Origin of the sequence: Polaromonas sp. CG_9.7 (assembly GCF_015752205.1) — a bacterium.
Taxonomy (GTDB): Bacteria; Pseudomonadota; Gammaproteobacteria; order Burkholderiales; family Burkholderiaceae_C; genus Polaromonas.
This window is the reverse complement of record NZ_JADOVG010000013.1, coordinates 14625-29813: the sequence shown is the minus strand read 5'-3', so window position 1 is coordinate 29813 and position 15189 is coordinate 14625. Positions and strand designations below refer to the sequence as shown.

Genomic DNA, 15189 nt, shown 5'->3' with positions numbered 1-15189 from the left:
CAGGGTATGGCATTGCCACGCCAACCCGTGCTTCTTGAGACCAGTTGAAACAAACCGAAAGCGCTTGTTTCAACAATCCCCTGGCAAGGCTTTGAGTGAGTGCAGCAAAGCAGAAATCATGATACGGTGCATTTTTTGTCCCGCTGGTTTCTCCACATTACCCCACAGGTGAACGGATGCGCAGGCCTGCCCTTTACAGTAGTTCCCAACGCCAGCGTCCTGCGCCGGTAGGTTCAAACACCGACGGGCCTGCAACGCCAAACGGTGCTTCGCAGGCGCCGCCAGAAGACAATCGGACAGGTCAGCCTCAATCAGTTGCCACTCGCCTCCTGCGGCACCTGTCCCTTCACAACATCCACCTGCTGTGGTCGGTGGTCGGGTTGCTGGCACTGCTGCTGGCGATCAGCTTGTTCTCTTCGATGCAGCCTGGCGCCCGCAAGCTGACCCAGAAGGACATCAACGCCGCCGTGCTGAAGACCCTGGAAACGACCGTGCTTCCCTCGCCAGCGGTCAAAGCCTACGAAGCCATCATTCCGTCGGTGGTGCGCGTGACCGGGCTGGGCAAGCCAACCAAGGACAAGGACAGCGACGAACATGCCGACCGCAGCGTGGGCACCGGTGTCGTCATCACGGACAAGGGCACCATCCTGACCAACCTGCATGTGGTGCAGGGCGCGCAAACCATCAAGCTCACCTTTGCCGACGGACTGGAATCCACCGCCAGCATCACCGGCGTGCAGCCCGAGAACGACCTGGCGGTGCTGCAGGCGCACAAGATTCCCGACGACCTGATGGCTGCCACGCTGCGCTCGACATCCGACCTGGCGCCGGGCGACGGCGTGGTGGCCGTGGGCTATCCCTTCGGCATTGGTCCGTCGGCCTCCAGCGGCATCATCTCGGGGCTCAAGCGCAGCTTTCGCTCGCCTGACGGACAACAGGTCATCACCAACCTGATCCAGTTCGATGCCGCCGCCAATCCCGGCAATTCGGGCGGCCCGCTGGTCACCCTGGAAGGCGAGGTGATCGGCATCGTCACGGCCATCTACAACCCTAACGGTCAGCGCTCTTTTGTTGGCATCGGTTTTGCAGTGCCGATTGAAAACGCCGCCTCGGCCGCCGGGATGACTCCTTTTTGACGTGTTTTGAAAGGTTTTTTCATGGATTCGAACCATTTTGAGCATTCGGCGGCTGCCAGTCACGACACCGCGCAACTCATGGAGCAGATCCTCTACGAGGTCAAGCGCGTGGTGGTCGGGCAGGACCGGTTTTTGGAACGCGTCATGGTTGCCATCCTGGCGCAAGGCCATCTGCTGGTTGAAGGCGTCCCCGGTCTGGCCAAGACGCTGACGATCAAGACGCTGGCGCAAACCATCAACGGCCAGTTCAAGCGCATCCAGTTCACGCCCGACCTGGTGCCCGCCGACTTGGTGGGCACGCGAATCTACAACCAGAAAACCGGCGAGTTCACGACCTCGCTGGGCCCGGTGTTCACCAACCTGCTGCTGGCCGACGAGATCAACCGGGCGCCGGCCAAGGTACAGAGCGCGCTGCTGGAGGTGATGCAGGAGCGGCAGGTGACGATTGCCGGCATAACGCACCACGTGCCCGCGCCATTCCTGGTCATGGCCACGCAAAACCCGATTGAAACCGAAGGCACCTACCCGCTGCCCGAGGCGCAGGTGGACCGCTTCATGATGAAGGTGGTGGTCGACTACCCCTCCGACGAGGAAGAGTTCGTCATCGTCCAGCGCGTCACCGGCCCGGCGGTGTCGGTGTCGGCCGTGGCGACTACCCTGCAGCTGGCTGCGCTGCAGGCCGAGTGCCGGCGCGTCTATGTCGATCCGTCGCTGGTGCAGTATGCGGTTCGGCTGGTGTCGGCTACACGCAACCCGGGCAGGCATGGCCTCGATGAGCTGGCGCGTTTCATCACCTTCGGCGCCAGCCCGCGCGCCACCATCAACCTCACCGAAGGTGCACGCGCCCTGGCCATGCTGCGCGGCCGCAGCTATGCATTGCCCGAAGACATGACCGACCTGATCCCCGACGTGCTGCGCCACCGCCTGGTGCTGTCGTACGAAGCGCTGTCGGAAGGCTTTTCCGCCGACCGGATCGTGGAAAAAATCATGGCCAGAATCCCGCAACCCGCCAAGCCGCTTGCGCATGAAAAACTTGCGGCCTAGAGTGATGAGCCCCCATGCTCCGCCGCTTCGCGGGTCGCTGCCCCCCGAGGGGGCCGCCCCGCCTGCGGCCCGAGTACTTAACCCCCACGCTCCGCCGCTTCGCGGGTCGCTGCCCCCCGAGGGGGCCGCCCCGCCTGCGGCCCGGCAAAGCCGGTTCCGTGGCCGGTGCTTGGACAATCGGGGAATTTGCCATGCCTAGGCTTTCACACGCTGTACCACCACCGGTGGCGCCAGCCCCTGCCGAAAGCGCTGACCATCTTCTGCGCCGGCTCGAATGGACGGTATTGCGCCGGCTGGACGGGCTGCTGCAGGGTGACTACCGCACGCTGTTTCGCGGCACTGGCATGGACCTGGCGGACCTGCGGGAATACCAGTTCCATGACGATGTGCGGCATATCGACTGGAACGTCACGGCGCGGCTGCAACAGCCGCATGTGCGCGTGTTCACCGAAGACCGCGAGATGAGCGCATGGTTTTTGCTGGACTTGAGCCCGTCGATGGATTTCGGCTCCGGTGAAATCGCCAAGCGCCAGGTGCTGACCGACTTCGTGGCCGTGCTGGCGCGCTTGTTGACGCGCCATGGCAACCGTGTCGGCGCAATGCTCTACGGCGCCGGCGTCGATACCACGCTGCCGGCGCGCAGCGGCCGCCCCCATGTGCTGAACCTGCTGCACACCCTGCGGTCGCGGCCGCAAACGCCCAGCGCGGGTCCGACCCGCCTGCATGAACTGCTGGCGTCGGCCGCCAACCTGGTACGCCGCCGCTCAACCGTGTTCGTGGTGTCCGATTTCATCACCGAAGCGGGCTGGGAAGCGCCGCTGGGGCAACTTGCCCAGCGGCATGACGTGGTGGCGGTGCGCCTGCTCGACCCGCTGGAACTCGAATTGCCCGACCTGGGCCTGATCCCGATTGTCGATGCCGAAACCGGCGAACAGTTGCTGGTCGATACCCACGATGCCGGCTTTCGCAAACGCTTTGCGCGCATCGCGGCCCAGCGCGAAGCCGACCTGCGCCAGGCGCTGGGAAATGCGGGCGTTGACACGTTGGAACTTTCAACCGACGACAACCTCGCCGACGCCATCCTGCGTTTTACCGACCTGCGCAAACAACGCAGCCGCCTGTCCGGCGCTTCTGGAGCGGCAGGCCGTCTGCCGGCCCACCTGGCCCGTGCAGGCTGAACAGCGTGGAAACATCACCATGACACTTCCCATGACTTTTCTCTGGCCGCAGTTCCTGTGGCTGCTGCTGGCCCTTCCATTGCTGGTCGCCGTGTATCTCTGGCTGCTGGGCCGGAAGAAAAAAATGGCGCTGCGCTATGCCAGCCTGTCCATCGTGCGGGAAGCCATGGCAAAGGGCCAGGGCTTTCGCCGGCACATCCCGCCGCTGCTGTTTTTGCTGTCGCTGGCCGCCATGCTGGTGGCATCGTCGCGCCCGTTCGCCGTGGTGACGCTGCCGTCGCAAAACGAAACCATCATCCTGGCGATGGATGTGTCGGGCAGCATGCGGGCAACCGACGTGCAGCCCAACCGGCTGGTGGCGTCGCAAAATGCCGCCAAGGCTTTTCTGGCCGACCTGCCGCGCAGCGTGCGGGTCGGCGTGGTGGCCTTTGCCGGCACCGCCGCCGTGGTACAACCGCCGACCTTGAGCCGTGAAGACCTGACGACGGCGATTGACAAGTTCCAGCTGCAACGCGGCACAGCCATCGGCAACGGCATCGTCGTGTCGCTCGGCGAGTTGTTTCCCGACGCCGGCATCGACCTGGAAACGCTCGAAACCGGCAACGACCGCAAGCGCGGCCTGTCGCTCGACCAGGCCGGCAAGAACGACGCCAGCAGCAAAAAACCATTCACGCCCGTCGCACCCGGCTCCTACAGTTCGGCCGCCATCATCCTGCTGACCGACGGCCAGCGCACCACCGGCGTCGATTCGCTCGACGCGGCCAAGGCAGCGGCGGACCGGGGTGTGCGGGTCTATACCGTGGGCGTCGGCACGGTCGAAGGCGAGACCATCGGCTTTGAAGGCTGGTCCATGCGCGTCAGGCTCGACGAGGAAACCCTAAAGAGCATTGCCCGCGCCACCCAGGCCGAATACTTTTATGCGGGCACGGCGGGCGACCTGAAAAAGGTCTACCAGACGCTCAGTTCCCGCTTGACGGTGGAGAAAAAGGAAACCGAGATTTCCGGGCTGCTGGCCTTGGTCGCTGCCCTTCTGGGCTTGCTGTCAGCCGGCCTGTCGCTGCTCTGGTTCAACCGGATTCTCTGACGCCCTTCAAGCCATTCTTGGCAGGCGTTTTCAAGAGAAATAAGCCGTTTTCGCAATACGGGCGGGCGTAGTCAGCTATTTTTTTAATAGCATCCTACTTTTTTGCCGATTTCTTCCTTTTGGGGGCCGCAGCCTTGGGCATCAGCGCATCAGTCCAAACCTTGGTCGCCTGACGGGTGTTCTTGGCGGCTTCGCGCTTGACGGCGGCCGTGGCCTGGGCGCGGGCCGATCCGGCGATCTTGTTGGCGCCACTCAAAAACATGCTCATAAACGGATTTTTCATGACCGCTACTCCTTAAAAAATGGACGGCTTTTTCATTGGCCACTTCAATAGCCTTCACTTTCAGTAAAACAATTCAGCCAGATCGACGGTGGAACGCTTGCCAATGTCGCCATGATTCGCTTCCAGCCAGGCCTTGGCCCGCTGGCGACCCATATTTTTCAGCAGTTCAAAAAACTCCATGTTGGCCGCAAGCTTGGTTTCGGTCTTGAACGCATTCATTTGTTCCGGCGCATCGATCACATGGAAATTCAGGCGAACCAGTCGCCTTTCGATCCTTCCGACAGGAAAAAACGATTCGCTGGCGTAGTCACGGGCATGGGCAAACATGCGCATTTCCCGCAGAAAGGTTGAATTGAAAGCCAGTTCAAGTACGCGGTCCTTGATTTCCTGCACGCTGTTCGGCGTGCGCTGGTATTTCAGGGGGGTGAGCAGAACCATCAGAATATCCGCGCTCTTGCATTCGTAAACCAGCGGAAAAACCGCCGGATTGGCCGCATAACCGCCATCCCAGTAGGGCTCGCCTTCAATGACGACCGACCGCGCCATCTGCGGCAAGCAGGCAGAGGCCAGAATCGCATCCGCGCTGATTTCCGGCGAGCGGAACAGCCGGACCTTGCCTGAGTTGGCGTTGGTCGCGGCAATGTAGAGCTTGACCGGGCTGTCGCGTCGAAGGCGCTCGAAGTCCACCTGCGCCAGCAAGATCTTGCGCAGCGGGTTGACATCGAAGGGATTGAGTTGTTGCGGCGAAAAGTAATGGGCAAACTGCAACATCATCTTGAAGGCCGGCACCAGCTTGACATCCTGCCCGTCCCTGGACGGCGTGGCAATTTCAAACGGCAGGCTTTCCGCCACCTGGCGCCAGAACGCCTGCAGCGCGGCCCGCGCACCTTCGCGGCCACCGGTCATCAGGCCCTGCGCTAAAACGATGGCATTCATGGCGCCGGCACTGGTGCCGCTGACACCTTCGAAGCCGGTTCGGCCGTCTTCCAGCAACTGGTCGAGAACCCCCCAGGTGAAGGCGCCATGTGCGCCACCGCCCTGCAGGGCGAGGTTGATGGTTTGCTGGCTGCGTCTTCCAAAAAGCAAAGTGCGTCCTTGTCGGTGCTTGCACGCCAGGCCTGAGTTTCAGACAAAGCATGCGACTATGTTGCAGTGCAGCATAGCATTGCAGACCGGGAGTCACTGCGTCAGGAATTTTCCTGAAATCCCGACAGGCAAGCACCCGGCAACGCTGCGGACACCGGTTCAGGCGATGACATGGCATTCGCGCCGCAGCAACGCCAGGGCATCCTTGCGCGCATAGGTCGAATCGCTTTGCAGCGTCGGGCCGGCCTCTTCGACAAAGTCCTCCCACAACTGCAGATACGCGTCCTGGTGCTCGGCAGGCGCATGGTCAACGATGTACTGGCTGGCCAGATCGGGCCTGAACCCCGGCTCGGCACCTGGCTTTTGAATCTTGCGGACCAGTGCTGCAGCGGCTTTTTCAGTCAGGACGGTTTTGGGCGTGGCACCGGCGGCCACACACAGCAGCAGCGTCAACAGCGAGCCGTCGTCGCAGTTGCCACCCGTCACCTTGTCCCAGGCAAGGGAGACCGACTGCTCGTGGTAATGCATCTCGCTGGCGATGTCTTCAATCCAGAAATAGCGGCCGAGCAATGGCGCATGGTGGTGTTCGCTGTCATTGGCAAACAGCGCCCGGGCGCTCAGCGCGCTGTCCAAAATTTGTGGCAGGTCGGCCAGCACGGACTGGCGCACGGCCTGCACCACGTCCCGGAATTCATCGGGCAAGTCCTGCGGAATCGTCAGGGACAGCGTCTGCGCACGGGCACTGGCGGCCTTTTGGGTCTTGGCGTCGGTGAGCGCCCGGGCAGCCTGGTATTTCTTGCGCAGGTCGGCCACCATTTTTTCAAACTCGACCCAGTCCGGCATTTCGGTGTGCCGCGTGGCCAGCGCCAGCAAGGCGCTGCGGATCACCGCTTCGGCATGGGTGTGCGCCTCTTCCAAGGCGTCGATGTTCAGGCCGAGTTGCCCGGCCAGCCAGACGGCGGCTTCTTTCTCATGCTGGATCGGCTGGCGACGGGCCAGTTCGGCCTGGTAATCGGCCAGGCTTTTCAGCGACCATTCGGCCAGCCCTTTGGGCGGGCCACCGGCATCAAGGCTGCTCTCCAGACTGGCATGAAAACCCGTGCTTTCGGGCAGCGCAAGCAAGGCGCGGAGCATGTCCGAGCCAGCCTTGGAGCGCGACATGAAGGAATGGTCGCGCAGCAACTCGGCGGCCTGCCGCAGGTCGCCGCCACTGGTGCTTTCGAGGGATAGGCTGACCAGGTTGACGATGCGGTCCCTGGCCTTTTCAATGTCCGGACGCAGGAACTCGTTGCCGAAATAGCGCGCAATCTGCACCATGCCCTTGGGCGCATCGGTACGGATGGCGTCGAGTTTGTGGCTGTCGAGCATGCCGTTTTGCACGCCAAACTGCAGCGCTTTTTCAAAAAACGGCCGCGCATCGTAGAGCGAAACCGACGCAGCGGAAGCAGTGGGCGCAGAGGAATCTGAAGCGTTCATCGTCATGGTCAAGGCGTGCGGTCTGGGCGGCAAGCGCGTCAGATGGCCGATTCCTCGTCCGAATCGCGAGCGACCGGCGTGGCCTTGCCCCGGTCGGTGTCGCCGGTCTCGACCTTGCCGTCGTCTTCGTCATCCAGCGACTCGTCGTCCTCGGCTCCCAGGTCATGGGCACGCGCCTTGGCCCGCAACACGGTGAGCATCTCGATGAACAGGTCCGGGTTCTGGTAGCGCAGCAGCCAGGCCAATTCCATCCAGTCGTGGTCGGCCACCTCGTCCTGCTCGACCTGTGGCCGTTCATAGCTTCTGGCCTGCAGGTCGGCTTTCGAGATCAGCTCGCCGGTGTCTTTCATCGCGTCAAAGCTGCCATTGAAGGCAAAGGCCTCGATGCGGTCCCATTTGTCGGTGAAGTAGTCGGCCAGCGCTTCGCTGCCGCCTTCCAGGTCGCCAATGGCGTTGATGAACGTCAGCGGGTCGGCGTCCTCGCGGAAGATGATGGCGTTCATCATGCCGCGCAGATGGGTTCGCGTCAGGTCCTTGTACTGCTTTTCAATCACCACGGCGCGCGCAAACTGCTCGGGCGTGACCAGCAGGTTGACGATGGATTCCTTCGAGTTGTCGTACTCGCGGATGACCGCCAGGATGTCCTTGGCCGGCAGCATGTCGAGCACGACCATCAGCGCGGCATCCCCCTGGGCATCGGCCAGTTCGACCAGCGCGGATTCGGCGCCGACGATGTCGCCAGCGGCAATGAGAAGCTGGGTTTTTTCAATCAGGGCGAGATGGTTCATAAAGGCTTGAAGTCGCTTGGTTTGGTTTTTTGACGGTGCATGCAGAAATACAGCGGGTAATCAGTCCTTGTGGTCAAAGCCCTGACCTTCAAGCCAGCTGGCGCCTGCTTCCTTGCGGTCCCGGGCGTCGCCGCGGACTTCATCGCTTTCGTGGTCGTTGAAATCGTCAAAGCCATCGCTGTCGTCGTCCTGATCGCTGTCATCGTCCTCGTCGGTGTCCTGCCCGGCGAATGCCTTATCGGAATTGTCCGGCTTGTCCGCCATGTACTGCAGGCCCGCCGCCACTGTCAGGAACCATTCGCCAGCAGGCGCCTTGAGGATAATTTGGCTCAGGTCGCGGGCCCACGGCGTCAGCTCGATGCCCCCGCACACGTGGGCCCAGTCGGGCAGTTCATCGGCTTCACGGCTGAGCAGGTGCTCCATCAACGCAGGCTCGGTGAAGCGCAGGCCCTGGTGAAAAATGACCGCCACCATTTCAGGGCTGAGTTCCATCATTTGCACCAGAAAACCGATTTCCTTGCGCTTTTCGCCCAGTCGCTGACGCAGCACGTCGCGCCCGTCGGAGTCAAACGTCAGGTCGTCCATTTCAGCGCGGTAGGCTGTGCGCAGGTTGCGGAAAAACGGGGAAATAGTCATGTTGCGCTTAGTTTTCAGAGCAGTGAATTGAAATAGTTTTGCCAGATGTCCTGCGCTGTTTCCAGCGGACTGTCGAGCAGGTTGCGCCGCCGGTTGTCATCGTACGCCTGGCGCCTGTCGTGATCGGACAGCACTTCGTAGGCCTGCTGCACGGCGCGAAAACGTTCTGCAGCATGCGGCGCCGCATTTTTGTCCGGATGCCAGTACGACGCCTTCTGGCGAAACGACTTTTTGATGTCGGCCAGCGTCGCAGCGCTGTTGAGCCCAAGGGTGGTGTAGTGGTCCGTCATGCGTGGGGTGATTTCGTCCTGGAACGGGAAGTGGCGCACTGGCGGGGCCTGCTGCCACGACCTTGCGGCTGAAGGTTCCACCGCAATGCGCGAAGCCGGTGATTATGCTTGAGGCGCAGGGCGCCAGCGGGTATGCGGCGGGACGCCCACGGTTCATGAAGGTCAAGCCCGTGAGCAGATCCCGGCCAGCCCCAGCACCGGCCTGCACTTGAATTGCAAAGGCCATGTAAAGCCAGTCAACTGCATCCGGATGCGCTTCGTTAACAGACCAGATGCAACAAAAACGCTGCATCGATTGATTTTTAACAAAGGCTTACCATGAACAAGTTACTCGCTTCCCTGATCGCCGGTCTGTTTGTTTCGGGTGCATTTGCCCAAGTGTCTGTAGCACCTGTGGTCACGCCGGCCACGCCCGCAGTTGTGAAAGCAGAAGCCAAGGCTGACAAAGCCACTGTCAAGGCCGTCGCCTCTGAAGCCAAAGTGGACGCCAAGGCCGACGCCAAGGTTGAAAAAGCCGAAGTGAAATCTGGCAATGTCAAGGCAAAAGCACATGCCGAGTCCACCGACAGCAAGTCAAAAGCCCATGCCAACGTTGCCAAGGCCGATCCCAAGGACAAGGTAGCGGCACAAGCCAAGGCCGAAAAAGTCGATGCCAAGGCCGACGCCAAAGCTGACAAGGCCATGGTCAATGCCACCGCCAAGACCGACAAGGTCAAGGTTGACGCCAAGGCTGACAAGGCCAATGCGGCATCGGCCACCACCGCCGTGAAAGCCGAAGGCAAGGCAGATGTGAAAGCTGCCGCCGTCAAGTAAGCGGCTTTTGCACTCTCGAAAAAGACAGGCATGGCCTGTCTTTTTTTATGGCTGTGCCCTTTTCCCAGCACCGGCCATAAAGACTTGCGGGCTCACCCTGCCTCCGACAGCTTCCCCAATACCAGCCGCAATTGCCGCCCGCACCGCGCCGCCAGCGCCTCGTCGTGTGTCACCACCACAAACGCCGTGCCGTGTTCGCGGGAGAGCCTGAGCATCAGCTGGAATACCCCGTCGGCCGTGGCCCGGTCGAGGTTGCCGGTGGGCTCGTCGGCCAGCACGCAGGCAGGCTGCGTCACCAGGGCGCGGGCAATCGCCACGCGCTGGCGTTCACCGCCTGAAAGCTCGGAAGGGCGGTGGTGAATCCGGTCTTCCAGCCCCACGCTGGCAAGCATTTTGCTGGCGATTTCCGAGGCTTTGGCACGGTCCAGGCGCCGAATCCACAGCGGCATGGCAACGTTGTCCAGCGCGCTGAACTCGGGCAGCAAATGGTGGAACTGATAGACAAAACCCAGGTGCAGGTTGCGCAACTCACCCTGCGCGGCAGGCGACAGACTGGACAAAACCTGGCCTTTCAATTCGACCTGCCCGCTGGTCGGCGCGTCGAGCCCACCCATCAAATGCAGCAAGGTGCTTTTGCCCGAACCCGAGGTGCCGACAATGGCCAGCGTCTCGCCGCGATGCACCTGCAGGTCCACGCCCTGCAGCACCGTCACGTCCAACCGGCCTTCGGTGAAACGCTTGGTCAGGCCAATGGCGCGCAGCACGACTTCGCCTTGCAGTTGGGCGGGTTCGGGTTCCAAGCCCCGCCCCTGCAAGTCGGGGACGCGGATCTGGCTTTGCCAGTCCGCAGGCGCAGCGGCCCCCTCGGGGGGCATGGGAGCGACGCTCTGCGGCATCCCCTCCCCACCAGTAGGGGCCGCGGAACCGGCTTCGCCGGGCCGCAGGCGCAGCGCCCCCTCGGGGGGCAGCGAACCACACGAAGTGGGGAGCGTGGGGGTCTTATTCATAGCGAAGCGCCTCTGCCGGGTTCACGCGGCTGGCGCGCCAGCTCGGGTAGATGGTGGCCAGAAAAGCCAGGATCAGCGAAATGACAACGATCGGCATGATGTCGCTGTACTGCGGCTCGCTGGGCATGCGGCTGATCAGGTAGATGTCCTTGGGCAGGAAGTTGGCGTTCAGCAGCCGCTCCAGCGCCGGCACGATCACATCGATATTGAAGGCCACCAGCAGCCCCAGCAGCAGGCCGGACAGTGTGCCGATCACGCCGACCATCGCGCCCTGCACCATGAACACGCCCATGATGCTTTTCGGGCTGGCGCCCAGCGTGCGCAAAATCGCAATGTCGGCGCGCTTGTCGGTCACCGTCATCACCAAGGTGCTGACCAGGTTGAAGGCCGCCACCGCCACGATCAGTGTCAGGATGATGAACATCATGCGTTTTTCCAGCTCGACGGCGGCAAACCAGGTCTTGTTTTGCTGCGTCCAGTCGCGGATCAACAGGTCGCCGCTCAGGGTTTTCGACAGCGCCAGCGCCACTTGCCGGGCCTGGTGCAGGTCTTTGAGCTTGATGCGGATGCCGGTCGGCCCCTCGAGCCGGAAGATCCGCGCGGCGTCGTCCTGGTGCATCATGACCAGCGCCGAGTCGTATTCAAAATGCCCGGAGTCAAACGTGCCCACCACCGTCATCTGTTTCAGGCGCGGCACGACGCCGGCCGGCGTCACCTGGCCGCTGGGCGCGATCAGTGTCACGCGGTCGCCTTCGCGCACGCCCATGGCACGCGCCAGTTCACCGCCCAGCACCACGCCGAATTCGCCGCTGACCAGCTTGGGGAAAGCGGTTTTTTCCAGTTCCACCGCCAGATCGGTCACCTGCCCCTCCAGCGCCGGGTCGATACCCCGGACCAATGTGCCTTTCATGTCCTCGCCGCGCGCCAGCAGGGCCTGGGCAGCTATGAATGTTGCAGCGCCGACGACATTCGGATTGGCGCGAATCTCAGCCAGCGTTTTTTGCGGATCGGCCAGCGCGCCGCCACCGGGTGCAAACACCTCGATGTGCGAGATCACGCCCAGCATGCGGTCGCGCACTTCTTTCTGAAAGCCGTTCATCACGCTGAGCACAATGATCAGTGCCGCCACGCCCAGCCCAATGCCCAGCATGGAGACGCCTGAAATGAAGGAAATAAAACCGTTTCGCCGGGTGGCGCGACCAGCGCGGGTGTATCGCCAGCCCAAAATCAGCTCATAGGGGATTTGCATGCCAGCGATTGTGGCATCCCGGACAATAGGCCGATGCGCCTTGACTCGACCCCCCATTTATTGATTCCCTTTGCTGCCTGCAGCGCCGAAGCCTGGCTGCCCACGCTGCAATCGCTGGCGCCCGACAGCTTCAAGCGTCTGGGCCAGTTGTTGCAGGGCATGAAGCTGGTGCAGACCGATACCCGCGATGCCGAATCGCTCTCGCCGCCGCATGAACGCGCCCTGGCCCGCGCCCGGGGCCTGGCCACGCTGGACACGGCCGATGGCCTGCTGCCCTGGGCTGCCAGCGAAGCCGTGGAGCAGTTGCAAGCCGGCGCTGACAAGGCCTGGGCCTGGATCACGCCGTGCCACTGGGCCATGGGCCACCTGCATGCAACGCTGACAGACCCGGCCCAGCTTGCATTGCGGGAAGACGAATCGCGCAGCCTGCTGGCGCTGATGCAACCCTATTTTGAAACCGACGGCATCACGCTGCATTATTTGGCACCGGGGCGCTGGCTGGCCGAGGGCGAGTTGTTTCGTGGCCTGCCGACAGCCTCGATTGACCGGGTGCTGGCGCGCAATGTGGACGCGTGGCTGCCGGACACGAAAAGCGCCGCGCCCTTGCGGCGCCTGCAAAATGAGATGCAGATGCTGCTTTACACGCATCCGTCCAATGACGAGCGCGAGGCACGGCGCCAGTTGCCGGTCAATTCGTTCTGGATCAGCGGCACCGGGGATTTGCCTGCCGAACCTGGTGCGGCTTCACCCGCAGTAGAGAAGGCGCTGAACAACACCCTTGGCGAAGCCCAAGCCAGCGCGCCGCGCAGCCTGGCCAATGCGGTTTTCCGGGAAGACTGGGCTGCCTATGCGCAGGGTTGGGCCGCATTGGAGGCAGGCGACATGGCTGCGCTGCTGGCCCGGCAGCAACGCGGCGAATCGGTGCGGCTAACCTTGTGCGGCGAAAGCAGCGCCCAGACCTTCGAGACACACCGCACCGGGTTGTGGAGAAAAATGTCAAGCCTTTTTAGCCCTTTGCGCCCACTGGACGTACTCAAGCAGCTATGAAAATCATAGTCATCTATCCAACTGATTCGAGACCCGCACCATGAAAATACAGGTACGCGACGTGCCCCCGCGCAGCGTCTGGGCACTGCAGCAGGCCGGCATCCACCCCTTGCTGGCGCAGTTGTATGCCGCGCGCGGTGTTAACGGCCCTGACGAACTCGACGACGGACTGGCCCGGCTGCTGCCGCCGCCGTCGCTCAAGGGAACCCACGAAGCGGCCGTGCTGCTGGCCGATGCCATGGCCGCCGGCCAGAAAATCTGCGTCGTCGCCGACTACGACTGCGACGGCGCCACCGCCTGCGCCGTGGCGCTGCGCGGGCTGAAACTGCTGGGTGCCCGGCACGTCAGCTACCTGGTGCCCGACCGCATCGTTGACGGCTACGGCCTGACCGCGCCGATTGCCGAGCGGGTGAAGGCCACCGGTGCGGAGGTGCTGGTGACGGTGGACAACGGCATTGCCAGCATCGACGGCGTGGCCCGCGCCAGGGCGTTGGGCCTGCAGGTGCTGGTGACCGACCACCATTTGCCCGCGCTGTTCAACGAGCAGATTGGCCTGCCCGACGCCAATGTGATCGTCAACCCGAACCAGCCCGGCTGCACTTTTGAGAGCAAGTCCATCGCCGGCGTCGGCGTGATGTTTTACGTGCTGCTGGCATTGCGGGCCGAACTGCGCACGCGCGGCGTGTTTGACGCGGCCCATCAGCCCAAGCTCGACACGCTGCTGCCGCTGGTGGCACTGGGCACGGTGGCCGATGTGGTGAAGCTGGACGCCAACAACCGCCGGCTGGTGGCGCAGGGCCTGAAGCGCATCCGCGCAGGCGCGCTGCCTGCCGGCATTGCCAGCCTGTTCAAGGCCGCCGGCCGCCAGGCACCCACGGCGACGACTTTCGATTTCGGCTTTGCGCTGGGCCCGCGCATCAATGCCGCCGGCCGGCTCGCCGACATGACGCTGGGCATTGAATGCTTGACCACCGACGACCCGGCACGGGCCGACGAGCTGGCGCAGATGCTCGACGGCATCAACCGCGAACGCCGCAGCATCGAGTCCGGCATGCGCGAACAGGCGCAACTGGCGGCCGACGCGATGATCGACGAGGACGAGGAGCCCCCCCCGGCGATTGCCATTTTCGACCCCGATTTTCACGAAGGCGTGGTCGGCATCGTCGCCTCGCGCATCAAGGACAATCTGCACCGTCCGACCTTTGTGTTCGCCGCCAGCCAGGCGCCGGGCAAGGAGCATGAGCTCAAAGGCTCGGGCCGCTCGATTCCGGGTTTTCATCTGCGCGATGCACTCGACCTGGTCGCCAAGCGCCATCCGGGCGTGCTGCTGCGTTTTGGGGGTCATGCCATGGCCGCCGGCTGCACGATTTCAGAGGAACATTTCGAGCAGTTCGAGCATGGGCTGCAACAGGTCGCTAGAGAATGGCTGGACGCGGCCACCTTGATGCGCCGGCTGGACACCGACGGCCCGCTGGCGCCCGAATACCGAAGCGCCGACGTGGTCGACACGCTGCACAGGGAAGTCTGGGGCCAGGGCTTTGCCGCACCGACCTTCAGCGAAGAGGTCGAGGTGGTGTCGCAGCGGCTGGTGGGGGACGACAAGCATTTGTCGCTGAAGCTCAAGCACCGGGGCGAGCCGGTGGACGGCATCTGGTTCGGCCACACCGAAACTTTGCCAGCGCGTGTGACGCTGGCGTTCCGGCTGGATACCAATGAATGGAAAGGCATCCGGCGCGTGCAGTTTCTCATTGAGGCAGCAGAAATCCAGTCGCCCAGGCCATAAAGGATTTGTCCGACGATTTTTCAGTCAGGCAGCCTACATCTGCCCATCACCGTGGGGGTGATGATCGGCTTTATAAGGAGCCCGCACCGGAGCGTCCAGCCTACCAGAGGGGAAATCATGAACACCATCATTTACATCGTCGGCCTTGTCGTCATCATTGGCGTCGTCCTGTCTTATTTCGGTCTGCGCTGAAAAGCTCGAAAAGCCATGCGCAGGGGTGCTTGTCCATCAAACATTTCCTTCCCGTGCCGGGTTTGCGCCAAAGTTGTTGGTTATTAAAAATCCAGCG

The 15189-nt window shown here is 62.6% G+C and carries 15 protein-coding genes; 7 read left to right on the top strand and 8 right to left on the bottom strand.

Annotated features, from left to right (window positions below):
• The first annotated feature begins 176 nt into the window (after window positions 1–176).
• The 4 genes from IWX87_RS13640 (at window position 177) to IWX87_RS13625 (ending at window position 4442) form a co-directional block, all read left to right on the top strand.
• Window positions 177–1136 carry a S1C family serine protease gene (locus tag IWX87_RS13640; RefSeq protein ID WP_196864073.1) on the top strand — a complete coding sequence of 320 codons (960 nt, stop codon included), beginning with the start codon at window positions 177–179 and terminating at the stop codon, window positions 1134–1136.
• Window positions 1137–1157: 21 nt separating this feature from the next.
• Window positions 1158–2180: a MoxR family ATPase gene (locus tag IWX87_RS13635; protein WP_196864072.1), complete on the top strand. Its 1023-nt coding sequence runs from the start codon at window positions 1158–1160 to the stop codon at window positions 2178–2180.
• 191 nt (window positions 2181–2371) lie between these two features.
• The gene (locus IWX87_RS13630; RefSeq protein WP_196864071.1) at window positions 2372–3358 is read left to right on the top strand and encodes a DUF58 domain-containing protein; all 987 of its coding nucleotides are present in this window, start codon (window positions 2372–2374) and stop codon (window positions 3356–3358) included.
• 31 nt (window positions 3359–3389) lie between these two features.
• On the top strand, window positions 3390–4442 hold the full coding sequence (locus IWX87_RS13625; RefSeq protein ID WP_196864148.1) for a VWA domain-containing protein: 1053 nt from the start codon (window positions 3390–3392) through the stop codon (window positions 4440–4442).
• Window positions 4443–4536: 94 nt separating this feature from the next.
• Here the strand turns inward: IWX87_RS13625 and IWX87_RS13620 are convergent, their stop codons facing one another.
• The 6 genes from IWX87_RS13620 to IWX87_RS13595 form a co-directional block, all read right to left on the bottom strand.
• Window positions 4537–4725 (bottom strand): hypothetical protein, encoded by a 189-nt coding sequence (locus IWX87_RS13620; protein WP_196864070.1) that lies wholly within the window; start codon window positions 4723–4725, stop codon window positions 4537–4539.
• A 60-nt stretch (window positions 4726–4785) separates the two neighbouring features.
• On the bottom strand, window positions 4786–5811 hold the full coding sequence (locus IWX87_RS13615; protein ID WP_231374796.1) for a patatin-like phospholipase family protein: 1026 nt from the start codon (window positions 5809–5811) through the stop codon (window positions 4786–4788).
• A gap of 159 nt (window positions 5812–5970) precedes the next feature.
• A complete protein-coding gene (locus IWX87_RS13610) occupies window positions 5971–7287 on the bottom strand; it encodes a hypothetical protein (RefSeq protein ID WP_370583902.1) in 1317 nt (438 codons plus the stop codon).
• Between the two features lie 38 nt (window positions 7288–7325).
• The gene (locus IWX87_RS13605) at window positions 7326–8075 is read right to left on the bottom strand and encodes a hypothetical protein (RefSeq protein ID WP_196864068.1); all 750 of its coding nucleotides are present in this window, start codon (window positions 8073–8075) and stop codon (window positions 7326–7328) included.
• Between the two features lie 60 nt (window positions 8076–8135).
• On the bottom strand, window positions 8136–8711 hold the full coding sequence (locus IWX87_RS13600; RefSeq protein WP_196864067.1) for a hypothetical protein: 576 nt from the start codon (window positions 8709–8711) through the stop codon (window positions 8136–8138).
• A gap of 14 nt (window positions 8712–8725) precedes the next feature.
• A complete protein-coding gene (locus tag IWX87_RS13595) occupies window positions 8726–9001 on the bottom strand; it encodes a DnaJ domain-containing protein (protein WP_196864146.1) in 276 nt (91 codons plus the stop codon).
• Between the two features lie 318 nt (window positions 9002–9319).
• Between IWX87_RS13595 and IWX87_RS13590 the strand changes: the two genes are divergently transcribed.
• Window positions 9320–9814, top strand: coding sequence for a hypothetical protein (locus IWX87_RS13590; protein WP_196864066.1), 495 nt, complete (start codon window positions 9320–9322; stop codon window positions 9812–9814).
• Between the two features lie 92 nt (window positions 9815–9906).
• Here IWX87_RS13590 and lolD read toward each other — a convergent pair whose 3' ends face one another.
• Together lolD and IWX87_RS13580 are read right to left on the bottom strand one after the other, a co-directional pair.
• On the bottom strand, window positions 9907–10593 hold the full coding sequence (gene lolD, locus IWX87_RS13585) for a lipoprotein-releasing ABC transporter ATP-binding protein LolD (RefSeq protein ID WP_231374804.1): 687 nt from the start codon (window positions 10591–10593) through the stop codon (window positions 9907–9909).
• Window positions 10594–10813: 220 nt separating this feature from the next.
• A complete protein-coding gene (locus tag IWX87_RS13580; RefSeq protein ID WP_196864065.1) occupies window positions 10814–12070 on the bottom strand; it encodes a lipoprotein-releasing ABC transporter permease subunit in 1257 nt (418 codons plus the stop codon).
• Between the two features lie 60 nt (window positions 12071–12130).
• Here IWX87_RS13580 and IWX87_RS13575 point away from each other — a divergent pair, with 60 nt between their 5' ends.
• Both IWX87_RS13575 and recJ read left to right on the top strand, forming a co-directional pair.
• Window positions 12131–13117, top strand: coding sequence for a hypothetical protein (locus IWX87_RS13575; RefSeq protein WP_231374795.1), 987 nt, complete (start codon window positions 12131–12133; stop codon window positions 13115–13117).
• A 40-nt stretch (window positions 13118–13157) separates the two neighbouring features.
• Window positions 13158–14900, top strand: coding sequence for a single-stranded-DNA-specific exonuclease RecJ (gene recJ / locus IWX87_RS13570; protein ID WP_196864063.1), 1743 nt, complete (start codon window positions 13158–13160; stop codon window positions 14898–14900).
• Window positions 14901–15189 lie beyond the last annotated feature (289 nt).